Annotated in this window: 27 protein-coding genes; 19 read left to right on the top strand and 8 right to left on the bottom strand. The window is 32.6% G+C overall.

The features are described 5' to 3' along the window. Positions 1-16 precede the first annotated feature (16 nt). The 16 genes from AC4FRF_RS14075 (at position 17) to AC4FRF_RS14000 (ending at position 15,672) form a co-directional block, all read left to right on the top strand. Complete coding sequence (locus tag AC4FRF_RS14075) at positions 17-514, top strand: DUF2231 domain-containing protein (RefSeq protein WP_491160295.1); 498 nt, start codon at positions 17-19, stop codon at positions 512-514. 279 nt (positions 515-793) lie between these two features. After that, a complete protein-coding gene (hisG, locus tag AC4FRF_RS14070) occupies positions 794-1,651 on the top strand; it encodes an ATP phosphoribosyltransferase (protein ID WP_491160293.1) in 858 nt (285 codons plus the stop codon). A 98-nt stretch (positions 1,652-1,749) separates the two neighbouring features. Beyond that, a complete protein-coding gene (gene hisD / locus AC4FRF_RS14065) occupies positions 1,750-3,033 on the top strand; it encodes a histidinol dehydrogenase (RefSeq protein ID WP_491160291.1) in 1,284 nt (427 codons plus the stop codon). Positions 3,034-3,130: 97 nt separating this feature from the next. Next, a complete protein-coding gene (gene hisC / locus AC4FRF_RS14060; RefSeq protein ID WP_491160289.1) occupies positions 3,131-4,180 on the top strand; it encodes a histidinol-phosphate transaminase in 1,050 nt (349 codons plus the stop codon). 15 nt (positions 4,181-4,195) lie between these two features. Continuing rightward, positions 4,196-4,618 (top strand): DUF2846 domain-containing protein, encoded by a 423-nt coding sequence (locus AC4FRF_RS14055; RefSeq protein ID WP_491160287.1) that lies wholly within the window; start codon positions 4,196-4,198, stop codon positions 4,616-4,618. A gap of 32 nt (positions 4,619-4,650) precedes the next feature. Continuing rightward, on the top strand, positions 4,651-5,787 hold the full coding sequence (gene hisB / locus AC4FRF_RS14050) for a bifunctional histidinol-phosphatase/imidazoleglycerol-phosphate dehydratase HisB (RefSeq protein WP_491160285.1): 1,137 nt from the start codon (positions 4,651-4,653) through the stop codon (positions 5,785-5,787). A 67-nt stretch (positions 5,788-5,854) separates the two neighbouring features. Next, complete coding sequence (hisH, locus tag AC4FRF_RS14045; RefSeq protein WP_491160283.1) at positions 5,855-6,436, top strand: imidazole glycerol phosphate synthase subunit HisH; 582 nt, start codon at positions 5,855-5,857, stop codon at positions 6,434-6,436. Between the two features lie 67 nt (positions 6,437-6,503). Continuing rightward, positions 6,504-7,226, top strand: coding sequence for a 1-(5-phosphoribosyl)-5-[(5-phosphoribosylamino)methylideneamino]imidazole-4-carboxamide isomerase (gene hisA / locus AC4FRF_RS14040; RefSeq protein ID WP_491160281.1), 723 nt, complete (start codon positions 6,504-6,506; stop codon positions 7,224-7,226). A gap of 83 nt (positions 7,227-7,309) precedes the next feature. Next, entirely contained in the window at positions 7,310-8,065 is a 756-nt protein-coding gene (gene hisF / locus AC4FRF_RS14035; protein WP_491160279.1) for an imidazole glycerol phosphate synthase subunit HisF, read from the top strand. Positions 8,066-8,134: 69 nt separating this feature from the next. Continuing rightward, the gene (gene hisIE, locus AC4FRF_RS14030) at positions 8,135-8,731 is read left to right on the top strand and encodes a bifunctional phosphoribosyl-AMP cyclohydrolase/phosphoribosyl-ATP diphosphatase HisIE (protein ID WP_491160277.1); all 597 of its coding nucleotides are present in this window, start codon (positions 8,135-8,137) and stop codon (positions 8,729-8,731) included. A 144-nt stretch (positions 8,732-8,875) separates the two neighbouring features. Beyond that, positions 8,876-9,241: a hypothetical protein gene (locus AC4FRF_RS14025; RefSeq protein ID WP_491160275.1), complete on the top strand. Its 366-nt coding sequence runs from the start codon at positions 8,876-8,878 to the stop codon at positions 9,239-9,241. 184 nt (positions 9,242-9,425) lie between these two features. Then, positions 9,426-10,559, top strand: a complete 1,134-nt coding sequence (locus AC4FRF_RS14020; protein WP_491160273.1) for an alpha/beta hydrolase — start codon at positions 9,426-9,428, stop codon at positions 10,557-10,559. A gap of 4 nt (positions 10,560-10,563) precedes the next feature. Next, positions 10,564-11,994: a leucyl aminopeptidase family protein gene (locus AC4FRF_RS14015; protein ID WP_491160271.1), complete on the top strand. Its 1,431-nt coding sequence runs from the start codon at positions 10,564-10,566 to the stop codon at positions 11,992-11,994. Between the two features lie 4 nt (positions 11,995-11,998). Then, positions 11,999-13,213: an ATP-grasp domain-containing protein gene (locus tag AC4FRF_RS14010; RefSeq protein ID WP_491160269.1), complete on the top strand. Its 1,215-nt coding sequence runs from the start codon at positions 11,999-12,001 to the stop codon at positions 13,211-13,213. A 49-nt stretch (positions 13,214-13,262) separates the two neighbouring features. Beyond that, positions 13,263-14,918, top strand: coding sequence for a M1 family metallopeptidase (locus tag AC4FRF_RS14005; protein WP_491160267.1), 1,656 nt, complete (start codon positions 13,263-13,265; stop codon positions 14,916-14,918). 55 nt (positions 14,919-14,973) lie between these two features. Next, positions 14,974-15,672, top strand: a complete 699-nt coding sequence (locus tag AC4FRF_RS14000) for a DUF4240 domain-containing protein (RefSeq protein WP_491160265.1) — start codon at positions 14,974-14,976, stop codon at positions 15,670-15,672. 2 nt (positions 15,673-15,674) lie between these two features. Here AC4FRF_RS14000 and AC4FRF_RS13995 read toward each other — a convergent pair whose 3' ends face one another. The 6 genes from AC4FRF_RS13995 to AC4FRF_RS13970 form a co-directional block, all read right to left on the bottom strand. Further along, entirely contained in the window at positions 15,675-16,865 is a 1,191-nt protein-coding gene (locus tag AC4FRF_RS13995) for a hypothetical protein (RefSeq protein WP_491160263.1), read from the bottom strand. Positions 16,866-16,879: 14 nt separating this feature from the next. Beyond that, entirely contained in the window at positions 16,880-17,710 is an 831-nt protein-coding gene (locus AC4FRF_RS13990; protein WP_491160261.1) for a type 1 glutamine amidotransferase, read from the bottom strand. A gap of 48 nt (positions 17,711-17,758) precedes the next feature. Next, positions 17,759-18,865, bottom strand: coding sequence for a carboxylate-amine ligase (locus AC4FRF_RS13985; protein WP_491160259.1), 1,107 nt, complete (start codon positions 18,863-18,865; stop codon positions 17,759-17,761). A 19-nt stretch (positions 18,866-18,884) separates the two neighbouring features. After that, a complete protein-coding gene (locus AC4FRF_RS13980; RefSeq protein ID WP_491160257.1) occupies positions 18,885-19,832 on the bottom strand; it encodes an ATP-grasp domain-containing protein in 948 nt (315 codons plus the stop codon). A 49-nt stretch (positions 19,833-19,881) separates the two neighbouring features. Next, positions 19,882-20,595 (bottom strand): alpha/beta fold hydrolase, encoded by a 714-nt coding sequence (locus AC4FRF_RS13975; RefSeq protein ID WP_491160255.1) that lies wholly within the window; start codon positions 20,593-20,595, stop codon positions 19,882-19,884. Between the two features lie 308 nt (positions 20,596-20,903). Further along, complete coding sequence (locus AC4FRF_RS13970; protein ID WP_491160254.1) at positions 20,904-21,308, bottom strand: glyoxalase; 405 nt, start codon at positions 21,306-21,308, stop codon at positions 20,904-20,906. Between the two features lie 68 nt (positions 21,309-21,376). On the opposite strand from AC4FRF_RS13970, the gene AC4FRF_RS13965 reads away from it, so the two are divergent. After that, complete coding sequence (locus AC4FRF_RS13965) at positions 21,377-21,760, top strand: acyl-CoA thioesterase (RefSeq protein ID WP_491160252.1); 384 nt, start codon at positions 21,377-21,379, stop codon at positions 21,758-21,760. A gap of 90 nt (positions 21,761-21,850) precedes the next feature. Here AC4FRF_RS13965 and AC4FRF_RS13960 read toward each other — a convergent pair whose 3' ends face one another. Then, positions 21,851-23,110 (bottom strand): mechanosensitive ion channel family protein, encoded by a 1,260-nt coding sequence (locus AC4FRF_RS13960; protein ID WP_491160250.1) that lies wholly within the window; start codon positions 23,108-23,110, stop codon positions 21,851-21,853. Then, complete coding sequence (locus tag AC4FRF_RS13955; RefSeq protein WP_491160248.1) at positions 23,111-23,386, bottom strand: DUF3817 domain-containing protein; 276 nt, start codon at positions 23,384-23,386, stop codon at positions 23,111-23,113. Positions 23,387-23,487: 101 nt separating this feature from the next. Between AC4FRF_RS13955 and AC4FRF_RS13950 the strand changes: the two genes are divergently transcribed. Continuing rightward, the gene (locus AC4FRF_RS13950; RefSeq protein ID WP_491160246.1) at positions 23,488-24,015 is read left to right on the top strand and encodes a DUF6155 family protein; all 528 of its coding nucleotides are present in this window, start codon (positions 23,488-23,490) and stop codon (positions 24,013-24,015) included. A 105-nt stretch (positions 24,016-24,120) separates the two neighbouring features. After that, positions 24,121-25,674 (top strand): DEAD/DEAH box helicase, encoded by a 1,554-nt coding sequence (locus AC4FRF_RS13945; protein WP_491160244.1) that lies wholly within the window; start codon positions 24,121-24,123, stop codon positions 25,672-25,674. Positions 25,675-25,794: the final 120 nt, after the last annotated feature.

The following is a 25,794-nucleotide window of genomic DNA, read 5'->3' as shown; positions in this document are numbered from 1 at the left end:
TTAAAAATACATTATTATGAACGACGCGCACTTACATCTGTTGGTAAACCATTTTCCAATTGTTGGAACTATTTTAGGTTTGTTGGTTTTAATAGGAGGAATATATTTTAAAAACACTCCCATCAAAAACACAGCCTGTTTTTTATTTTTAATTGCTGCTGTTTTTGCTGTATTTAGTATGACTACTGGAGATGGAGCTGAAAAATTAGTCAAAGATATGCCTGATATTGGTCGTAAAATTATCCATAATCACGAAGAATTAGCGGAAAAATTTGCAATTATTTTGTATTTGCTAGCTGTTGTTTCTGTTATTGGAATTATTACTAATATTAAAAATCATCCCAAAGCTAATTTTTTTTCGTATGCAATTCTGGTGATAGCTTTAGTTGCCGTATTTTTTTCTGCCAAAGTAGGAACATCAGGAGGGGAAATTCGTCATACTGAAATCCGAACAGATTCAATTCATGTTATTCCTCTAAATGAAAATTCACAATCGGCAACAACTAAGGACTAAATATTTTTAATATTTTCGAAACATTTAGTTAAATTAAAAATTTGTTTGTAATGTTTTTATCTCTTATATTTGCGCAACAAAATACGAATACAAAATTATAATGTTATCAAATCAATTGCATCATCATCATTCACATTATTGCTCTCAGGCGATGTGTTAATGGTATGCGTGTAAGTCATCATATTAATAAACCCGTTTGAGTACATCAAACGGGTTTTTCATTGTGTGTTAAGTCCTTTGTACTCAAACACATTCAATAAAACATAAAAAAACAAAACAATGAGTACGTTAAAAATTGCAATTCAAAAATCAGGAAGATTAAACGAAGACAGTATCCAAATTCTTAAAGATGCGGGGATTTCTATCAACAATGGTATTGATCAGTTAAAAGCTGAAGCTTCTAATTTTCCGTTAGAAGTTTTGTATTTAAGAAACTCCGATATTCCTCAATATTTGATTGATGGAGTAGTAGATATCGCTATTGTAGGTGATAATTTATTGGTTGAAAAAGGAAAAAACATTGAAGTTATTCAAAAATTAGGTTTTTCTAAATGTAAGGTTTCAATTGCTGTACCAAAAACATTTGAGTACAACTCTATTCAGGATTTAGAAGGTTTACGTGTTGCAACTTCGTATCCAAATACAGTAATTGATTATTGTAATTCAAAAGGAGTAACAGTTGATATTCACCAAATTTCCGGTTCGGTAGAAATTGCACCCAATATTGGCTTAGCCGATGCCATTGTAGATATCGTTTCCAGCGGAAGTACGTTGTTTAAAAACAATTTGAAAGAAGTCGAAGTAATCTTTAAAAGCGAAGCAGTTTTAGCTGTTTCTCCAAAAGTTTCTGCTGATTCTCAAAAAATAATTGATACCTTAAAATTCAGAATCGAATCAGTTTTAAGAGCGCGTAAATCAAAATACATTTTGATGAATGTTCCAAACGATAAAATTGAAGCGGTAAGCAGTATTCTTCCCGTTTTAAAAAGTGCTACAGTTATGCCATTGGCACAAGAAGGATGGAGTAGTGTGCACACTGTGATTGACAAAGATACTTTCTGGGAAGTAATTGATCAATTGAAAGCAGCCGGTGCCGAAGGAATTCTAGTTTGCCCAATTGAGAAAATGGTATTATAATCCCACCCAACCCTCCCAAAGGGAGGGCTTTTGAAATAAATAATTTTAACGACCTAGCTCCCCTCTCCTTTGGAGAGGGGCTGGGGGAGAGGAAAAAGATGAACAAAATATACAATCCAACACCCGATACTTGGACTTCTATTTTAGAAAGACCAACCAAAACGGTAAATGATATTGAAGGAACAGTAAAAGAAATATTTGCTGCCGTTCAAAAAGAAGGAGATGTGGCTGTAGCCAAATATACAACACAATTTGATGGTGTTTCTTTTGAGAATATCGAAGTAACAGCTACTGAAATTGAAGTCGCTGTGGCTAGTTTGCCAAACGATTTAAAAGAAGCTATTGCTTTGGCAAAAGCCAATGTAGAGACTTTTCATAAAGCACAAAAAACAACTCGTGTTTCTGTAGAAACTGCAGAAGGGGTGCAATGCTGGCAGGAAAAAAGACCAATTCAAAAAGTAGGTTTATACATTCCTGGCGGAACTGCTCCTTTATTTTCTACGGTATTAATGCTAGCTGTTCCTGCTAAAATTGCAGGTTGTAGCGAAATTGTTTTGTGTTCGCCACCCGATAAAAACGGAAATATCAATCCTGCTATTTTGTATGCTGCCAATTTGTGCGGTGTGACTAAAATCGTCAAAGTTGGAGGAATCCAAGCGATTGCCGGAATGACTTTTGGAACACAAGCAATTCCTAAAGTATATAAAATTTTCGGTCCCGGAAATCAATATGTAACCGTGGCTAAACAATTGGCAACCCAATTTGGTGTCGCTATTGATATGCCTGCCGGACCATCTGAATTGTTAGTTGTAGCCGATGATACTGCGATCCCTGCTTTTGTAGCTTCAGATTTGTTAAGCCAAGCAGAACACGGAACGGACAGTCAGGTAATTTTGGTTTCGACTTCTAAAGCGATGATGGATGCTGTTGAAAACGAAATCCAATCGCAATTAGAAGTGTTGCCAAGAAAAAACATTGCCGAAAAAGCCATTGCGAATTCTAAATTGATTTTTGTCGAAAACGATGCTATTGCATTGGATTTAATCAATGAATATGGTCCGGAGCACTTTATTGTTTGCACGGCCACTAACGATTTTTATGTTGATGGAATCCAGAATGCTGGTTCGGTTTTTATAGGGAATTATACACCAGAAAGCGCCGGAGATTATGCTTCAGGAACCAATCATACCTTACCAACGAATGGTTATGCTAAGAATTACAGCGGTGTCAATTTGGATAGCTTTATGAAATCAATGACCTTCCAGAAAATTTCTGAAGCTGGAATTCAAAACATCGGAAGCGCCATAGAAATCATGGCAGAAGCCGAAGGTTTACAGGCACATAAGAATGCGGTAACGTTGAGATTGAAAAGTTTAGAATAAGAAGCAAGAAGCGAGAAGAAAGAGAAGAAAAATATAGATTTCGTTTAGAAGTCTTTGTTCTTGCTTCTTTCCTCTTTTCTCTAAAAATGAAAAAAAAATGAAAAATTTCGATATAAATAATTTAGTTCGTGCGAATGTTAAGGTGTTGAAGCCTTATTCATCTGCGCGTGATGAGTTTGAGGATTTTGATACCGCCAATATGGTTTTCTTGGACGCCAATGAAAATCCGTATCAAAATGGGGTAAACCGTTACCCAGATCCACAGCAAAACAGTGTGAAAGCAGTTTTGGCAAAAAACAAAGGTTTGAATACCAACCAAATTTTACTAGGAAACGGAAGCGATGAAGTACTGGATTTGTTATTCAGAGCTTTTTGTGAACCTAAAGAAGATAATGTCATTAGTTTGCCACCAACGTATGGAATGTATGGGGTGCTGGCAAACATCAACAATGTAGAGCACAAAGAAATTGTTCTTTCTGAAAGTTTCCAACCAAGAGTAGAAGCTATTCTAGAAGCGGTTACCCCAAACACAAAAATCATCTTTTTGTGTTCACCAAATAACCCAACAGGAAATTCATTTACCGAAGAAAGTGTAACCACTATTTTAGAAAAATTCAATGGTTTTGTTGTGATTGACGAAGCTTATATTGACTTTTCGGATAAGGCAAGCTGGTTAGCAAAATTAGACCTATATCCTAATTTAATCATTACGCAAACCTTGTCTAAGGCTTATGGATTAGCAGGAATTCGTTTGGGGATTTGTTATGGTGCTGCTGAAGTGATAGCAGTTTTAAACAAAATTAAACCTCCGTATAACGTAAACGAATTAACGCAACAAAGAGCTTTAGAACGACTGAGAGATCAAGCTAAAATCAATGACGAAATTACCTCAATCATAACTCAAAGAGAATCTTTACTTAAAGTGTTGAATGAGGTGCTATTTGTTGAGAAAATTTACCCTTCTGAAGCTAATTTTATCCTGGCAAAAGTAGATAATGCTAACAAACGTTATGATGAATTGATTGGGAAAGGAATCGTAATCAGAAACAGAACAACGCAACCACTTTGTGAAAATTGCTTGCGTTTTACTATTGGAACAGCTGAGGAAAATAAGAAGTTAATAGAGGCTTTGAAAGCAATTAAATAATAAAAATAGTATCAAATGAGAAAAATAATATTTACAATTTTAGTTTCATTAATAGTTACTTCATTTGTTTCAGCTCAAGACAAAGAAAATGCACAAACAGGTAAAATTTATTTTTTGAGATCAACGGGATTTCAAGGTTCTGCAGCAGCATTTAAAACTTTTATTGATGGAGAATTTGTTTGTAAATTGAATAATAAAAAGTATTCAATTCATGAAGTTCCTGTTGGTAAACATGAATGTTCAGTTCAATTTGGAGGAAAAAAATCAAAAGAAAAAGCTGAAAAATTTGAAGTTCAGGTTGAATCTGGAAAAATAACTTATGTGCAGCTTGTTTTTGAAACAGGTCTTTTTATTAATAATATTTATTGTGAAGAAGTAACTGAAAATACTGCAAAACAAAAAATGTTAAATATGGAAGAAGACACTAAATGTCTTTAAATTTAAATAGACTACATTAATTTACAAAATAAATGAAAAAAGTACTTTTTATAGATCGTGATGGAACGATTGTTTTAGAACCAGAAGGATACCAATTAGACAGCTTGGAGAAATTAGAGTTTTATCCAAAGGCCTTTCAATATTTGGCTAAAATTGCTAACGAATTGGATTATGAATTGGCAATGGTAACCAACCAAGATGGTTTGGGAACTGCTAGTTTTCCGGAAGATACTTTTTGGCCTACACAGGATTTTATCCTGAAGGCGTTTCAAAACGAAGGGGTGTTATTTGATGATATTTTTATCGATCGTTCTTTTCCAGAAGACAATGCGCCAACTCGTAAACCTAGAACAGGAATGTTGACAAAATATATTGACAATCCCAACTATGATTTGGCCAACTCATTTGTATTGGGAGACCGAATTACCGATGTAGAATTAGCTAAAAACCTAGGTGCAAAAGCTATATTTTTAAAACAGGAAGAAGGTTTAGGAGCAAACGAAACTTCAGTAGCTCATCATGAATTAGAAGATACAATTTCTTTACAAACAACCGATTGGAAAAAAATTTATGAGTTTTTAAAATTAGAGGCTCGTACAGCGTCTATAACAAGAAAAACACACGAAACTGATATTTATATCAAATTAAATTTAGACGGAACAGGTAAAAGTAACATCGATACCGGAATTGCCTTTTTTGATCACATGTTGGACCAAATTTCGCGTCACGGACAAATGGACTTGGACATCAAAGTAAAAGGAGATTTAGAGGTTGACGAACACCACACCATTGAAGACACAGCAATTGCATTAGGAGAAGTCTATTCTAAAGCTTTAGGAAATAAATTAGGAATTGAGCGTTACGGATTTTGTTTACCAATGGACGATTGTTTAGCGCAAGTAGCGATTGATTTTGGTGGAAGAAACTGGTTGATTTGGGAAACCGAATTTAAACGTGAAATGGTGGGGAAGATGCCAACAGAGATGTTTTTCCACTTTTTCAAATCGTTTTCTGATGGAGCAAAAGCTAACATCAACATCAAAGCGGAAGGGGATAACGAACATCACAAAATTGAGGCTATCTTTAAAGCTTTTGCGAAAGCGATCAAAGTAGCGGTTAAGCGTGATACTGAGAAAATGATTTTGCCAAGCACGAAGGGGATGCTTTAAAAGTTTATGGTTGCCGGTTGATAGTTGTTGGCTATCAACTGACAACTGACAACTAACAACTAAAAAAATGAAAATAGTAATCATAAATTACGGAGCAGGAAACATTCAGAGCATTATTTTTGCCATCGAGAGATTGGGCTATAAAGCTGTTTTGAGTAATGATCCAGCCGAAATCAAAGCTGCTGACAAAGTGATTTTTCCAGGAGTGGGAGAAGCTAGTTACGCTATGAAAATGCTAAAGGAAAGCGGTCTGAACACTTTGATACCAACATTGACGCAACCCGTTTTGGGAATTTGTCTGGGAATGCAATTGATGTGTAAACACACACAAGAAGGAAACACAGACGGATTGGGGATTTTTGATGTGGATGTAGTTAAGTTTTCTCCAAAAGTGAAAGTACCACAAATGGGGTGGAACACGATTTATAATCTAAAATCGGATTTATTTAAGGATGTAGCTGAAAACGAATATATGTATTTGGTACATAGTTTTTATGCGCCTTTATGTGCTGAAACCATTGCTACAACCGATTACGAGATGGCGTATTCATCGGCTTTAGAAAATGAAAATTTCTTTGGTACACAATTTCACCCGGAAAAAAGTGGTGATATAGGAGAGAAAATTTTAGGAAATTTCCTGAAGCTTTAAAATTTTAATAACAATATTAAAAAATCAGCGGAATGAGATTGCTTCGTTCCTCGCAATGACAAATAAAATGAGAATAATACCAGCTATAGACATCATCGACGGAAAATGCGTGCGTTTGTCCAAAGGAGATTATAATACAAAAATTATATACAACGAAAATCCGTTGGAAGTAGCCAAAGAATTTGAAGCACACGGAATCGAATATTTGCATTTAGTAGATTTAGACGGAGCTAAGTCAAGTCGAATTGTAAATCATAAAATTTTAGAACAAATTGCGACGCAAACTAGTTTAAAAATTGATTTTGGTGGTGGTTTAAAAGCAGATTCCGATTTAAAAATTGCTTTCGAAAGTGGTGCTAACCAAATTACAGGAGGAAGTATTGCGGTAAAAAACCGTGAAGTTTTTGAACAATGGATTTCTAAATTTGGTGTCGATAAAATTATTTTAGGTGCCGATGCTAATAACGAAAAAGTGGCGGTTTCAGGTTGGCTAGAAGATTCAAACGAAGATTTAGTTCCTTTTATTCAGGATTATCAAGCTAAAGGAATTGAATACGTAATTTGTACTGATATTGCCAAAGACGGAATGCTGGAAGGTCCAAGTTTTGATTTATACGCTAAAATTTTGGCGCAAGCCAAAGGTTTAAAATTAATCGCTTCTGGTGGAATTTCGACTTTTGATGAATTGCCTAAATTAGCCGAAATTGGTTGCGAAGGAACCATTATCGGAAAAGCAATTTACGAAGGAAGAATTACGTTGAAACAATTGGAACAATATATAATAGGTTAATAGTTGATAGTTGTCGGTTGATAGTTTTTACCATTGACCATTGACCAATAACCAATAACCAATAATCAACAACTTTAAAAACAATGCTTACAAAAAGAATAATCCCTTGTTTGGATATCAAAAACGGAAGAACCGTAAAAGGTGTTAATTTCGTAGATTTGCGTGATGCGGGTGATCCCGTGGAATTAGCCAAAATCTATTCGGATGAAGGTGCGGATGAATTGGTGTTTTTGGATATCTCGGCAACGGAAGAAAGAAGAAGAACTTTAGTAGATTTAGTTCGCAAAGTAGCGGCAACCATTAATATACCATTTACTGTAGGTGGTGGAATTTCAGCAGTTTCGGATGTGGAAGTGCTTTTGCAAAATGGAGCCGACAAGGTTTCCATCAATTCCTCGGCAGTAAAGAATCCGCAATTGATTAATGATTTGGCTCAAAAATTCGGAAGTCAATGTGTAGTTGTTGCGATTGATGCCAAACAAATTGATGGCGAATGGATGGTGCATTTGGTTGGTGGAAAAGTACCTACAGAAATTAAATTGTTTGATTGGGCACAAGAAGTAGAGCAAAGAGGAGCAGGTGAAATTCTTTTTACCTCAATGGATCATGATGGAACTAAAAATGGATTTGCTAATGAAGCTTTGGCAAAATTGTCAAGCTTAGTTAATATTCCTATTATTGCATCGGGTGGAGCAGGTAATATGCAACATTTTGCAGATACTTTTATTAAAGGTAAAGCAGATGCAGCCTTAGCAGCGAGTGTTTTTCATTTTAAAGAAATTGAAATCAAAACCTTGAAAAAGGAATTGAAAGATAATAATATAGAAGTCAGATTATAGAACATAGAAAAAAGAGAAAAGAAGCTAGATTATATTAATCTTTTAATTTTTCAATTATAAATTATAAAAATGAATATAGATATCAAAAGCGCACACGGATTGATTCCAGCGATAATTCAAGATAGTGAGACCAAAAATGTTCTGATGTTAGGATATATGAACGAAGAATCACTTCAAAAAACCATTGAAACTGGTAAAGTAACTTTCTTCAGTCGTTCCAAGCAAAGACTTTGGACAAAAGGAGAAGAGAGTGGTAACTTTTTGAACTTGGTGGATATCAAGAATGATTGTGATGGCGATACTCTTTTAATTCAAGCTCAACCTGTTGGGCCAACTTGTCACACTGGAGCTGACACTTGCTGGCAAACGCCAAATAATGCCAATTATGGTTTTATTTCAGAATTAGAGGAAACTATTGAATCGAGAAAAGAAAATGCTGATTCTGAGAAAAGTTATGTGGCTTCTCTTTTTGCAAAAGGAATCAATAAAATTGCTCAAAAAGTAGGTGAAGAAGCTGTAGAAGTAGTCATTGAAGCTAAAGATGCAAATGATGATTTGTTCTTAAGCGAAAGTGCCGATTTACTTTTTCATTATTTAATTCTGTTACAAGCTAAGGGCTACAAACTTAATGATGTAATTGAGGTTTTAAAAAGCCGTCAGAAATAATTGGGAGAATTGTCGTCTTTAATCAAACAACCATTTTCGGATTCAGATATTAAAGAATTAAAACACAAACAACAAAAAAATAATAAAACTAATTTTAGTGTTTTAATTCTTTCTAGTTTATTTTTTGTTCTTAACTATTTTATATTGAAAGATTTTATTGGAGACAAAGCTTATCTTTTTATAAAGATAATTTCTTTAGTTGTTTTTGGCTTAGTTTTTTTAAAAGCCATAGTAGAAAACAATTATACTCTTGATTTGAAAGATAAAATCAAATATGTTGGAATTGTAAAAGTCAAAAATAAAATATACAATAATGAGAGTGAAAGACCTATCGAACATCGAATACAATTCGATGATTGGAAAATAAACATCATTGATTTTGATGAACAATATTGGAATAAAATAAATGAGAATGATGAATTTTATCTCGAAATAGCTGTTAATTCTGAATATATTTTCAAATTAAAGCGTAATGATGAAGATTTTACAAAAGGAATAAAAAGAATTTAATTTTTTTTAAAGTCCTACAATTTTTAAAAAGTTATCAGAAATAGCATCTATATTTTGTGTTAATTTATTGTGAAAACGAGTCAATTGGAGATTAAATTTCTTTAGTTGACTCGTTTTCATTTTTTCACCAAAATCCAATCTGTTATATTTACAACAGAAATTAATTATTTAGACACAACTACTTATGATTTTTGATAAAACTCATTTTTCAGAAGACTTAATCGATACAAAAATAGAAACAGGCTTACATATCATATTAACTACTGATGAAGATGATTCTCGTCCCGTTTATATATCTGGGAATTTTAATGATTGGCGCACTCAAGACAAGGAATTTGTAATGGAAAGAGTAGGTGTAGGATTGTATCATTTTAAATTCACTCATGATTTTAAATTACCAGAAACGGTTTTATATAAGTTCACTAAGGGAGACTGGAGCGCTGTAGAAATTGATGCTAATGGTGAACGAACAGAAAATCGTTTGACTACTAAACACACAGGAATTCAAAACGAACATGTATTTCATTGGCGAAGAAATTGGTTGCCTTTTAAACCTAATTTCTTACCTCAAATCCAGTTAATTTCAGATGAATTTGAAATCCCTCAATTAAACACTACACGTAAAGTTTGGGCACTTTTACCGCATGATTATGATGATTCTAGCGAAAGTTATCCCGTAATGTATTTACAAGATGCGCAGAATTTATTTAATGAAAATGCGGAATACGGCAATTGGGAAATTGATAAAAAACTAGCTGTAATGTCCGAATACAATGTGGGTAAAATCATTGTTATTGCTGTAGAACATGCAGAAGAAGATCGCTTAAAAGAATACAATGTTGGGAAAACAGTTTTAGGAAAAGGACAAGGAAAAAAATACATTAAATTTTTAGTTGAAACGCTAAAACCTTATGTGGATAGTAATTTTAGAACCAAAAAAGAAAGAGCTTTTACAGGGATTGGAGGAAGTTCTATGGGAGCTTTGGTCAGTATTTTTTCTGGTTTACGGTATCCAGAAATCTTTGGTAAATTAATGATATTTTCACCTTCGCTTTGGGTAGCTCCTAAAATGAAAATTAAAAATTATACCGACACTGAAAACACAAAAATCTATCTGTATGCAGGCGGAGATGAAAGTGAAACCATGATTGAACATGTGGAAACGTTTAAAAATAGCATGCTGGAGAGCGAGTTTGTTGATGATAAAATGAAGATTAATCTAAGCATTAATAAATTAGGAAAACACAATGAAACCTATTGGAGTGACGAATTTCCTAAAGCAATAGAGTGGCTGTTTTTTAACACTAAAGACAATTAAATAAATGAAAACGACAATAATTAATAGCTTAGAAAATTTTTCAGGAACTGTTTTAATTCCCGTTTTTGAAACCACTGCACAAAATTTAATGCCGTTTCAATTTGATGGACTAAAAATATCTTCTAAGCTGTTTTTTGGAAAAAAAGACAGTACTTATTTAGCTGAAAAAAATAATAAGACCTATGTTTTTATTGGACTAGGGAAAGAGATTGATTACAAGTCGTTAAAAACAATATTCAGACGAATTGCTATAAAACAAAAAGACACATTTGCATCAGATGTGTCTTTATTTTTACCAGATGTATTTACCGAAGAACAAGTTGAAGCTACTGTTTCAGGTTTGTTACTAGGAACTTACAATCTTGGTCATTATAAAAAACAGGAATTGCATCCTTTTTTAAATCCAGATTTTGATTTGAAAATTCTGACTTCAAAAAAGTATACGGTAACTATTGAAAAAGCTATTAAAATTGCCAATGCGCAGCTTGAAATATTTTCATTAGTCGATTTACCACCTAATATTGTTACTCCAAAATATTTGTCAAAATGGGCATTGGAAACAGGAAATCAGTATGGTTTTGAGGTAAAAATTATAGGTTTAGAAGAAGCTAAAAAGGAAAAATTAGGGGCATTTGTAGCTGTTGGAAAAGGCAGTGAAAACGAAGCCCAATTTGTAATTATGAATTACACTCCTAAAGAGCCAAAAGAAAACTTAAAACACATTGGTCTTGTTGGAAAAGGAATCACCTTTGATACTGGTGGGTTGAATATCAAAACAGCTGGAATGGTTCACATGAAATGTGATATGGCCGGTGGTGCAGCTGTTTTTGGAGCCATGCAATTGATTGCCGATTTGCAATTGACTATAAAAGTTACTGCTATTGTGCCTTGTGCCGAAAATGCAGTGGATGCCAAATCCTTTTTACCAAGTGATGTGATACATAGTTACAGTGGAAATTCAATTGAAATTATTGATACGGATGCCGAAGGTAGACTTGTTCTTGCCGATGGCTTGTCCTATCTAATTAAAAATTACAATCCGGAATTCTTGATAGATATTGCAACGCTTACCGGAAATAGTGTGGCTACTTTAGGCTATGAAGCCGGAGCCTTGTTTACCAATAATGAATTAATTTCTGAAAAAATTCAAGAAGTAGGAGAATCTATTGGAGAACGATTATGGCCATTACCTTTATGGGATTCGTATAAAAGTGATATAGAAAGTGATATTGCTGATGTGAAGAATTACAGTGGGAAACCAGTGGCCGGAGCTATTAGTGCAGCAAAATTTTTAGAATTTTTTACAGAAGGACATAAAGCATGGGCACATTTGGATATTGCGGGTGTAGCTTTTGGTGATGATGAATTTGCAAAAAGTAAGCATGCAACTGCTTATGGTGTACATTTATTAACTAAATTCATAGAAAATTTATGACTTTATGGGAAACGCTAAAACCTTCGTTTGTATTTCAAATTATTTCAAAGGAACTGATTTTTTAATTCAGTTAAAACAATTAGGAAACAAAGTGTATCTTGTTACCGCTGAAAAACTGAGAGACAAACCTTGGCCTAAGGATTTTATAGACGAAATTTTCTATATGCAAGGTTCCGATACCGAATGGAACTTAGAATATTTATTGTTAGGTGTTGGTAATTTGATGAAATCCAATAAAGTTGACGCTATTATTGCTTTAGACGATTACGATGTTGAAAAAGCAACTTATTTACGTGAAAATCTTAGGATAGACGGCATGGGACAAACTACAGGTCGTTATTTTAGAGATAAATTAGCCATGCGCATGAGGGCTAAAAGTTGTGGAATTCCTATTCCTGCTTTTTGTTCCTTATTTAATAATCATGATATTAATACTTATGCTGATACAGTTTCACCTCCTTGGGTATTAAAACCACGCTCAGAAGCTTCTGCTGCAGGAATTATTAAAGTCTATGACAAAGAAAGCTTGTGGATTCACATTAACGAAATGGGGAATAATCGTTTCAAATACCTTTTGGAACAATTTAAACCTGGTGATGTGTATCATTGTGATAGTTTAGTTGTAGATAGAAAACTATTATTTAGTTTAACTTCTAAATATTTAGCTACACCTATGGAAATTTCTCAAGGTGGTGGCGTTTTTAGAACCTCAAATATTCCTTATGATTCAGATGACGATGTTGAAATAAAAAAAATCAACAAGGAAGTTTTAAAAAGTTTTGGCTTAAAAAATGGAGTGGCTCATACGGAGTTTATTAAATGCAATGAAGATGGAAAAATCTACTTTCTCGAAACCTCTTCTCGTGTAGGTGGCGCACATATTGCTGAAATGGTAGAAGCAGCCTCTAATGTGAATCTCTGGAAAGAATGGGCATCTATTGAAGATGCTTTGGTTAAAGAAAAAGAGTATCATTTGCCAAAAATTAAGAAAGAATATGCTGGTATTGTTTTGACTTTGTCTAAATTCCAACATCCAGATTTGACTTCTTTTAATGATCCAGAAGTGTGTTTTAGAGTTCCTTTAGACTACCACGCTGGTTTAATAGTAAAATCGGATAAAAACGAACGGATTTTAGAATTACTAAATCAGTATGTAGACCGTTTAATTTCAGATTATACTGTAGTGGTGGAGCAAAATAAAGTGACTAAGTTGCATTAATCTCAATCTTTTTTCTTCAATATAATTTCCCTGAAAAGGCTTTTAGACTATGAGAATACTTTGTTTTATTATTTTTTTTTCATTCTTTTTTTCGAATGAAATAAAAGCACAAGGATTATTAAATAAGGAGACCAACTTGTTTACTAGGCAAGATAGTTTGCGAGGAAGTATTACTAAAGAGCGCTCTTGGTGGGACTTAAAACAATACCGTTTGAATGTTAGAGTAAATCCGCTAGATAGCACAATTACAGGTTCTAATGCTATAAGATATAAAGTATTAGAAGAATACCAAATAATGCAAATAGATTTGCAAACACCTCTTGTTATTAGTCGCGTGGTGCAAGATAAAAAGGAAGTGAATTTCAGCAGAGAAGGAAATGTATATTTCATTAATTTACTTGCTCCACAAAAAGTAGGTGACATTAAAGAACTAACTATTTTTTATGGAGGAAAATCCAAAGTTGCGGTAAATCCACCTTGGGATGGCGGAATTACTTGGACAAAAGACTCAAATGGAAATCCCTTTATTGCTTCTTCCTGTCAGGGATTAGGAGCCAGTGTTTGGTGGCCTAATAAAGACCATATGTATGACGAAGTTGACGATATGTACATTAGTGTGAATGTTCCGTCTAATTTGAAGGATGTTTCCAATGGTCGTTTGCTTAGTGTAAAAAAACACAATGATGGCACCACAACTTATAATTGGTACGTTTCTAATCCCATAAATAATTATGGAGTAAACATCAATATTGGGGATTATGTCTCTTTTTCAGAAAAATTCAAAGGCGAAAAAGGAACGTTAGATTGTAGTTACTATGTTTTGAGAGACGATTTGGCGAAAGCCAAAAAGCAATTCAAAGAAGTTCCTAGAATGTTGAAGGCCTTTGAATACTGGTTTGGTCCTTATCCTTTTTATAAAGACGGTTACAAATTGGTTGAAGTTCCTTATTTAGGTATGGAGCATCAAAGTTCGGTAACTTACGGTAATGGATTTCAAAACGGTTATTTAGGAGGTGATTTAAGCGGAACGGGCTGGGGATTAAAATTTGATTTTATCATTGTTCATGAATCTGGACACGAATGGTTTGCTAATAATATCACTAACAAAGATATTGCAGATATGTGGATTCACGAGAGCTTTACTAATTATTCCGAAAGTCTTTTTTTAGAATATTATTATGGAAAAGAAGCAGCTTATACCTACTTACGAGGACTTAGAAAAAATATTTTGAATGATAAACCCATCATTGGGAATTATAATGTAAATAATGAAGGTTCGAGTGATATGTATTATAAAGGAGCTAATATGTTACATACGTTGCGTCAACTGCTAAATAACGACCAAAAATGGAGAGCATTGTTAAGAGGGTTAAATGCTACGTTTTATCATCAAACGGTTACTACGAAACAAATAGAAGATTATTTGAGCCAGAAAACTTCAATGGATTTAACTTCTTTTTTTAATCAATATTTAAGAGATACAAGAATTCCTGTTTTAGAATATTATTTTGAAAAAAATAATTTAGTTTACCATTGGAGCAATTGTGTTTCGGATTTCAATATGCCAATAAAAATTACTGTAAACGGAGTAGAAAAGTGTTTAAAACCGCAAACAAATTGGAAAACAGAAACAAATGTTGAAGATAATTCAAAACTTATTGTTGATCCTAATTTTTATGTAACAGGAATTCATATTAGAAAATAAAATAGACTAATTTTATCCAGTAATTCAGCACTGTTTAATCAAATATTTTAGCAATATGAGACAATCTGCTTTTTTTTTATTTTTGTTTCTGATGGTAACAACGGCTTCTTTTAGTCAAGATAATAAAGCCAATACTAGTGCTTTACTTACTAGTAGTGATACTCTAGAAGTTGCATCAAAAATTGATCTGGATTCGATACATTTTAAAGCTACCAACGAAATGTTGGACGAAAACAGCTATTGGGAAATCGTAGAAAAATCACTTAAAGAAACTTCTAATCAGGAAGATCAGGAAATATATCTCACTTCGGTTTTAGAACAACTTTCTCCAAAAGAAATGATTGGTTTTCGCCTGAGAACCGATAAATTAATGTTTGATTCTTATACTTCTAATTTATGGTGTGCTGATTATATTATTAGTAACGGTGTGGCCGATGATGGTTTTGATTACTTTAGATGCTGGTTAATTTCCCGAGGAAAAGAAGCTTATTATAAATCGCTGGAAAATCCTGATTATTTGGCTAATTTAGTTAATAACGAACCACAAGCCTATGATTTTGAAGGTTTTTGGTACGTAGCTAATAATGCTTTTAAAGAAATGACCAATAAAGAAGCTGAGGAATACATTGACTATGAGAACTTTACAACTACCGATGATAATTATCCTATTTTAGAATTCAATTGGAATGTAGATGATCCTAAAACTATGCAAAAAATATGTCCTGTTTTGTTTAAAAAATTCTGGAAGAAGTAGACCTATCTTTCAAACAATCCAATAGTTCCGCCTACCCAGTCTTTGTCTTGATTGTATTTTACACCTATCATTTCACCGCGGCTCAAGCGTACTAAATTGCACAATAGAGTAGGAGCTTTATCTTCTTTTTTCCAAGTGCAAAGCATTCTTACTTCTGCTTTTACCTTTCCATCGGGAGACTGAACAATAGGTAAATAGTTGACTTTTTTCTGAATAATATACAATTCTTTATCGACAATTGCTTCAATATCTTCGCGTTTTACATGAAAAATAACACCTGAACCCGAAAAAGAAAACAATGGTTTTAGCACATAATTTTCTAAATCTTGCGGAATTTCTTTTAATTCACTTAACAAAGTAGTTTCTATAAAATATTTGCCTTTGAGCATTGGCAAAATATATTTACTAATTCTGAAAAACCAATTAGGATGTCCAGCCCATTCAACATCTAAATCATCCGAAAAACTGAAATCCATTTTTAAATCTTTGCGCAGATTGAGTTCATCAAAAATTACTCGGTTATAAATACGTTTGATTTGGATTTCTTTTCCTTTTTCATTTTTGTAGAATAATTGTTTTCCTTTTTTAATCACGTTAGTTACACAAACAAAAGGAATTCCTAAATCTCTTTTGCAATAATAAAAATCAATTTTAGTATTTTGTTTTTCAGGTTCAATTTCTAATAATACAACATTCTCTTTTGGGTGATTGTTGCAAAAAACATCGTCTAAATTTTTGAGATATTCATCCGAAGTTAAACCATTTAAAAATGGAGTTAATTCTTCTAAAAAAGGGTAATGTTTTTTGAATTTTTCGAATAAATTTATTTGATAATTATACAAAGAGGGAAAGCCTTGGACTTCAATTAATTTAGGAATAGTATTTCCATTTTCTTCGCAAATTCCAAAATCAATAGCTAAAAAAGTGGTGTGTTCATCTTCGTTAGGTACTCTTTTATTCAATTTTAATGATTTATCAGTAAGTTTTTTAAAGTCTTTTTGTTGAATTAAAGCTATAACATCATTACAGCCTTCAATCAATTGTGTTTTTAATTCATTAGAAATAAAAAAAGGAGTCTCTGCTAATCTAAAAGTAGGTTCATAATCAAAGTCATCCGCAATATCTTTCTTCAAAGCTGTGTATTTTTCATTGGTAAATTGGTCATTAAAAAGCTTGCGATATTTTGGAATCATATAAATAGATTTTTCTAATTAGACATAATTTTTTTAGACTTCATCAAGTCGGTAATGGCTGAACGAAGAAAATTTGGGATCAAAGTTTCATTGGTACGATAAATTTTATCATCGTCAACCAAATCTTCCAGCATGTTTCTAAACTTTCTTTTGCCCTTCATTTTTCTAATTTTTTCTTTAACTTCTTTATTTCTTAATTGTGAAATAAAACTAATTGGATCGGCTTCGGGATGAAACTGTGTACCCACTAAATGATCTGTAAAACGAACGGCCATGATTGCTCTTTCATATTGTACATGATCACGTATTTTTTCCAAAGAAAGTATTTTGGCTCCTTTTTTGGCAAACACACTTAATTTAGGTTGAATGACTTGATAATCTCTGGAATCAATAGCGTAGAAAGGATCGTCTAAGCCTTCAAATAACAAATCTTTGAGACCATCTTTGGTTTTGTGAATACTCATTACACCAAAAGAAGTATCATTTCTTTTGGTTATTTCGGCTAATCCAAAATGCTTACAAGCCATTTGATACGAATGGCAAATAAATAATACGTGTTTTTTTATAGGATTTTCATTATTCCATTTTACGATAGAATCAATAAACTCATAATATTTTTTATCCCATTCTCCATTGCCTTCCAGAGGATTTCCTGGTCCACCAGTAGAAATATAAATATCAAATTTTTCAATTTCAGGTAATTCGCATTTTACTCTTACATCAAAAATCTTGAAACAAACAAATGGAGAAAACCGATTGAGAATATCAATTATACAACGCATTCCCTGATTGGGTTGACCATTATACATGTCTAATATTGCGACAGTTATGTTTTTCTTTTTCATTTGATCAATCCTTATAATTACCGCTCAAAGATACGCTAATAATTTAATTTATAAGTCTTTAGTAAATTCTGATGTAATAAAATCTACTACTTTAGTTAAGTCTTTCGTTTTTTCAAAAACAGCTAATTGTTTATCGGCTCCGGTTCCATTTTTCAAAATTTCTTGTGCATAGTTTAGATATTCTCTGCTTCCTAATTCATCAACAACATCATCTATAAAATCCAATAATTCTAAAATCAGTTTCTTGGTTTCTACTTCTTTTTGCAACCCAAAATCGATTAAACTTCCTTCCAGACCGTATCGCGCAGCTCTAAATTTATTTTCTTTAATTAAAGCCAAACGGTAGGTGTTGAATTTTAAATTTTGAGTATTCAATCGGTATAATTTAGCCACAAGGGATTGAATAACAGATACGATACACATAGTTTCTTCAACTGTTAATGCCATGTCGCAAATGCGAAATTCAATAGTGTTATAAAAAGGATGTAAGCGTAAGTCCCACCAAATTTTCTTTGGATTATCGATACATTTGGTTTTAACTAATGTTTCTAAAAAATTATCATAAGAGGCAACAGAATCAAAATATTCCGGTAAACCTGTTCTTGGAAATTTATCAAATACTTTTGTTCTAAAGGATTTATAACCAGTTTGTCTTCCTTCCCAAAAAGGGGAATTGGTTGACAGGGCAAAGATGTGTGGTAAAAAATAACAAGCCTGATTAATTAACTTTAAACCTATTTCGCGACTTTCAATACCTACATGACAATGCATTCCAAAAATCAAATTGGAACGAGCAGCATCCTGTAATTCATTAATTATAGTATGATAACGAGGATCGTCAGTTATGGGTTGGTCTTGCCATTTTGAAAAAGGATGTGTTCCGGCACCTCCAACAATTAAGCCTTGTTTATGGGCTAATTCAACAATTTTAGTCCTTAAAAATTTAATTTCACATTCGGCATCTTTAACATTTTTGCAAATATTGGTTCCGACTTCTACCACCGACTGATGCATTTCTGCTTTTACTTGTTCGTTCAATAGTATTTTGGCTCCATCAACAATTTTGGATAAATGGGAGCGTAGATCTCTGGTTTCGGGATCTATAATTTGGTATTCTTCTTCTATACCAAGAGTAAAAACTGGTAATTTTTTCATTTAAATAATTCGAAATACATTATTTTAATCCAATAGCATCTTTCATAAATGTTCCCCAGGTCAGGTTTATTTTTCCTGGTTTTTGTTTTTTGGCTGCTGCAATTGCCATTTTTGCGGCTTCTTCAACAACCCACTCAAAATTTTCAGCACCTACAGAATTAATATCTGCATCAGGAGCAGGATTGCCAAAATCAATAGCATAAGGGATTCCGTCACGAACCGCAAATTCTACGGTGTTGAAATCATAGCCTAAACCTTTGCAAAGTCGAATCGTATAATCTTTGATTGTAGCTAGTAATTTTTTATTTACTGGAGGACCGTCATGAACATATCGTAAATGCGGTTGATTTCTAGGTTCGTATTGCATGATTTTTACGGCCTTACACCCTAAACAATATACTCTAAAATATTCGGTAAAAACAATTTCTTCCTGCAACAACATAACTAATTGTCCTGTTTCTTTATGCTTTTCCCAAAATTCTTCTTTGCTTTCAAGTCGATAGACGTTTTTCCAACCTCCACCGGCATAAGGTTTCATATAGGCTGGGAATTTTACATATTCAAAAATACCTTCCCAATCTAATGGAAATTTCAAATTTCTAAATGAATTAGAAGTAGTGTCTGTAGGGTGTTCAGCCGAAGGAAGAATTACCGTATTAGGCAGCGGAACTCCTAAAGTATCAGCTAATGCGTTATTAAAAAACTTATCATCGGCACTCCACCAGAAAGGGTTGTTTATCACATTGGTTCCTGTTAAAGCGACATTTTTAAGAAAAGCACGGTAAAAAGGAACATCTTGTGAAATTCTATCAATAATAACTGCATATTCACCACCTTTGTTTTGGATAACCTTATCAATAGAAACCGCTTCAGCAATAATATCTTTTTCGTTTTTTGAATTTACTCTGTCGATAAAAGCCTGAGGAAAGGTGTCTTCCATTCCAAATAAGATTCCGATTTTTTTCATGTTTATTATTTGTTTAATACTTTATAATTAAATAATGTTGGTAGTTAGTTTAGCTAAATTTTATTCGGGATAAATAATGCGGAAACATTTCTTTCCATAAAGGCCAGTCGTGCACTTTATCTTGACGAATATCCAACCAGTGATCCATATTTTTTGCAGCTAAAATTTTACTCATTTTTAAATTGGCATCCAAACAAATATCCCAATTAGAAGTTCCCAGAGCAATATTCATATTCCATAATTCGTAATCGTTCAAGCCTTGTAAATAATCCTCCGGACTGTGATAAAAAACAGTGTCATTATGAAATCCATTCAAGTAACTTTTGATGTTGAAAATTCCACTCATACTAAACAAATGGCTGACATATCCCGGATGTCTAAAGGCAAAATTTGCTGCATGGTAACCACCAAAACTGCAACCTGCTATAACTACTTTTCCTGCAGTTGTGTTATGGCGTATTTTTTCTACTATTTCGTGACAAATCATTTTATCATACCAGTCGTGATTTTCTATGCGATGTACAGGATGAATTTGTTTGTTGTAAAAACTATCCTTATCAATACTATCAGGACAATAAATTTGTATTAACCCTTGTTCGAGATACCATCTTGCCGATTCGATTAATCCCATGTCTTTGTTCTCATGAAAACTTCCCATAGAAGTAGGGAATAAAACCACAGGGTAGCCTGAATGTCCAAAAATGAGCATTTCAGTATCTCTACTCAAATTAGGCGAATACCACTTTAAATAGTTCTCTTTCATCAATAATACTTTTAAACAATTATAGTGAAATAAACGATACTAAAATCAGAAACAGGATGTAGTATTTTACTTTTAACGATTAAACAACACTCTCTTTAATGTTGTTGAACATAATTTATTTTTTTGCTCTAAAACAGGCTGTTTTGAAACAATTTCTTAACACAAATAAAGAACTTGGAGTAGGTATGTAGAATAAAAACGACAAAGCTTAGGCAATAAAACACTCACTCTTTATAAAATTAATCTGAAATTGAAATCAAAATTAATTTTTAGAGGATTTGGGATTGTATTTTAAAGATTTTACTGTTTTATTCAGCAAGACTTTTTTCAAATAATTGAACTTGATTTTTTAGCCTCTCAATAAGCATATTCATCATTCGTTTATTTAAACTAGAAGAGTTTTTAATATATTGCAAATATTCATCTACCGTAAACAAAGCAATTATCATTCCCTTTAAAGCATTTCTAAACTTGATATCTTTTTGAATTGCATTTTCTATCGTAGCTAATTTTTTTTCTACGCTAAGAGAATAAAAATCACGTTTGTACTTGCTTATATAGTTATGAAATGAAGCGATAAACAAATCATTTTGTAGTTTTAGGATAGGTCTCAAAACTTCATTTTGAAAAATTTCATCGGCTGAAGATTGAGTACTTACACTTCCTATAGGAGCACCTCTGAATTCACTTAAAAAACTATCTCTTTGGCTCATCTTTTTTTCTTAAAAATAGGAAAAAAATCCTCAAGGAAGTCTTATTTTAGCATAAATAATTTAAAATTATGCGATTTCACACTAGAAAATGGGTAAAACCCGAAGATTTGAATCCTAACGGAACTTTGTTTGGTGGAAAACTATTGTCTTGGATTGATGAAGAGTTGGCTTTGTATACCATTATTCAATTTGAAAATTCAAAGGTAGTCACTAAATATATGTCTGAAATTAACTTTACCAGTTCGGCTAAACAAGGAGATGTTATAGAAATAGGTATTGATGTCGTTCGTTTTGGTCACACTTCCATCACTTTAGAATGCGAAGTTCGCAATATGATGACTCGCGAAACCATTATTACTATTGATAAAACGGTAATGGTAAATTTAGGAGAAGATGGAAAACCCAAAGCACATGGGAAAACAGAAATCGAATTTGTAAAAAACAGGATGTAATATTTAATTTCAAATTTGATAAGCCACAAATTCACAAATTTTATAATTCGTGAATTTGTGGCTTATTCTATATTATAGATAAATTGTTTTTTACTTTTTTATAAAAACATTTTCAGAAGGAAATTCGAATAACTTTAGATCAAAATAAGGTACAGCCGAAATAACATGATCAAAAATATCCGACATTACGTATTCGTGATTTTCCCATCTCTTATCTGTGGTAAAAGTGTAAATCTCCATAGGAACACCTTCGGCAGTAGATTGCAATTGACGGCACATTAACGGCATATCTTGATTAATAGCAGGATGATTGCGAAGATACTGAATGATGTATTTTCTAAACAATCCTAAATTGGTCATATTTCGACCATTAATAGCAATGGTTTTATCAATTTTTTTATCAGTATTGTATTTGTTAATTTCAGCTTTTCGCGTTGTAATATAATCGCTTATTAGGTTAATTTTTTTCAATTCGTCTAATTCAGCTTCTGTTAAAAAACGTATGCTATTGGTTTTAATTAAAATATGTCTTTTTATGCGTCGTCCGTTAGATTTTAGCATGCCACGCCAGTTTTGAAACGAATCGGAACTCAAACTATAAGTAGGTATAGTTGTAGTGGTGTTGTCAAAATTACGGACTTTTACAGTAGTTAAATTGATTTCAATAACATCTCCATCGGCACCAAATTTGTCAATGGTAATCCAATCGCCAATTCGAATCATATCATTGATAGCCACCTGAACACTGGCAACAAAACCTAAAATAATATCTCTAAAGATTAAAATAATAAGTGCTGATACCGCTCCTAAAGTGGTAAACATATTATTGAAATCAATATTGAATAATTTAGAAACTAGAATAGTAATCCCAACCAACCAAAGTACGATCATGATAACTTGAATAAAGCTATCAATAGGCTTATCGCTATAACGTGGTTTTTGTTTGAGATAATCACGTAATGCATTAAAAACAGTTCGGATAATCCAGAGCACTAGAATAACAATATAAATCCCTACTAATTTCCCAAAAATACCATCCCAATATTCATATCGGTCTAGAATAATAGGTACCGATTTGTAGATAAATAATACCGGTATTAAATGTGCAATGTACTTAGCTGTTTTATTAGAAACCAATAAATCATCAAATTGAGTTTTAGTTTTTCTGGCAACAACAATCATTAAACCAACTAAAATCTGTTTACAAGCCTCGTAAATTAGATAGGATAATAAACAAAGAATAACAATATTTAATATCAAACTAGAGTAAGAGGCTAACGTATAATTGAATCCCCATTTTCTAAAAACAGGGTATAGAAATGAAAATAGTTGTTTTAGTAAAACGTACATTTAGCAGTATTTTTTTTCTACATAAAAAGTACCAAAAGGTAATAATGAAGCAATTAAGATAATTCCAAAATCTTTAATACTCCATTGCTGGGAGGTTTTTAATAAAAAAGCTAAAACAATATAACCTATAAACAAGACTCCATGACTCATTCCGATAGGGTATAATAATTTATGATACAATTCAAAATTATTGGGTTTAATAAAAAGCATATTAGAGAAAAGCACTAAATAGGATATCCCTTCAAGGATGGCAGTAATTTTAAAAATCTTAAGCATAATATTTTATTATTGTTTTATGTCAAAATTAAGTAATATGATTCGTTTTATAGGTATTAAACCCCAAAGTAATTTACTTTTGTAATCCTAAAATTTTCATAATGAGTAAAAGAGATTTAAAAAAGTATTTGGGAGAACTGGACAAAGAGCAACTTCAGGAGCAACTTATAGAACTGTATGAAAAATTCAGTATTGTTAAGGAATATTATGATTTTGTCTTCAATCCCAAGGAAGAAAAACGACTGCAAGAAGCCAAATTGAAAATCTCTAATGAATATTTTCCTATTTCCAACACTGGAAAGCGAAAAAAACCTAAAATGCGTCGATCGGTAGCTCAAAAATATATCAAACATTTTATTACCCTTGGCGTAGATCCATTTGTAATTGCTGATGTAATGTTGTACACTATTGAAATTGCGCAAACTTTTTCGTCTGAAAATAACATCAATCAGGAAGCTTTTTACAAAAGTATGCTCAATTCTTTTGATCAAGCAGTCCATTTTACCATAGCAAATGGCATTTTGAGCGAATTTAAAAGTAGAATAGAAGGGATTTATCAAGAAACTGTTGAGCAAAAATGGAAAAATAAACGTGATTTCTTGCAAATTGTAGAACGTTTTAACGAATAAGAGGCTTGTAAATCAAATTATTTCAAATTAAGTTAATAATTTAAATTAAATATAACAGGATAACTGTTTTTAAACCGTATTTTTGCAAAAATTCAACAAAAAGCAATGTTCGAAAGTACGATAGAAACAGAAAAGGAAGAAAAAAAAGAACTTTATGCCTACCAGCAAGGCGATATCGATGCCATTTTTGAGCGCATCGATAATGGACCTGCACAACATCACTTACTGTATCAATTGCCTACAGGAGGTGGAAAAACAGTTATATTCTCAGAAATTGTTCGCCGTTACCTATCCAAACACAATAAAAAAGTTGTTGTTTTAACTCATAGAATTGAGTTATGCAAGCAAACTTCTAGGATGTTAAAAGGTTTTGGTGTTAAAAATAAAATTATCAATAGTAAAGTAAAAGATTTACCAGATCAAAACGATTATTCTTGTTTTGTGGCTATGGTAGAAACCCTTAAAAACCGTATCAATGACGAAAAATTACTATTGGATAATATTGGTTTAGTTATTATTGACGAAGCGCATTATAATTCATTTAGAAAATTATTAAATTCTTTTACAAACGCTTTTATATTAGGAGTTACAGCTACGCCTTTAAGTTCTAATATTAAATTGCCTATGAATCAAAGTTACAACGAGTTAATCGTTGGGGATACCATTGGTTCTTTAATAGAAAAAGGATTCTTGGCAAAAGCCACAACCTATAGCTATGATGTAGGTTTGACTTCATTAAAAGTGGGTATTAATGGTGATTATACCGTAAAATCATCTGATGATTTGTATACCAATACCTTAATGCAAGAAAAATTATTACATGCCTATACAGAAAGATCTTTAGGAAAGAAAACCTTGATTTTCAACAACGGAATCAACACTTCTTTATATGTATATGAAACTTTTAGAGAAGCAGGTTACGAAATCCGTCACTTAGATAATACAAGTAGCAACGAGGAAAGAAAAGAAATTTTGCATTGGTTCAAGCATACACCAGATGCTATTTTAACTTCAGTAGGAATCTTAACTACTGGATTTGATGAGCCTACAGTAGAAACCATTATTCTTAACCGTGCTACAAAATCATTGACTTTATATTACCAAATGATTGGTCGTGGTTCTAGAAAATTACCTAATAAAGACGAATTTACCGTTATTGATTTAGGAAATAATGCCGCTCGTTTTGGATTATGGAGTGAGCCTGTAAACTGGCAACACATCTTTAAATCGCCGGAATTCTATTTAGAAAACTTACGAGACGATGCCGAAATTGAGATGTATTTTAAATACACCATGCCACCGGAGTTGAGAGCTAAGTTTCCTAATACAGAAGATGTAACTTTTGATGTTGACGAAGAGCATAAACTAGCTATTAAGCAAAATTTACGTTCTAAAGTAGTACTTGACAAGTCTTTAGATCAGCACGCAACAATGTGTGTCTACAATACGGAGACCTTGCAAGAAGCTAAATTATTAGCGAAAGAATTAGATGATGATATAGAATGCCGCATCAAGCGTTATGCAAAATGTTTGAGCCAGTGTAGTAAAAACTACCGCGAATGGCTTGTTGATGATTATAAACAAAAATTAACATTGTTGTTAGGGAAGAAGTATCGTGAGAGAATCATGAACGAACCTGATGAAGACGAAGATGAATAGTAAAATAAGGAGCTATTTCCCGCTATACGCTTTATCTTAATGTTCTTAAAGAAAGAACATTAAGGATGCCGCTGCTATCGGGGCTAGGAAACTGTTTTTCAAACAAATAATAAAAACAAA

The organism is Flavobacterium sp. ST-158 (assembly GCF_058309975.1).
This window is presented reverse-complemented; position numbering and strand designations above follow the sequence as displayed.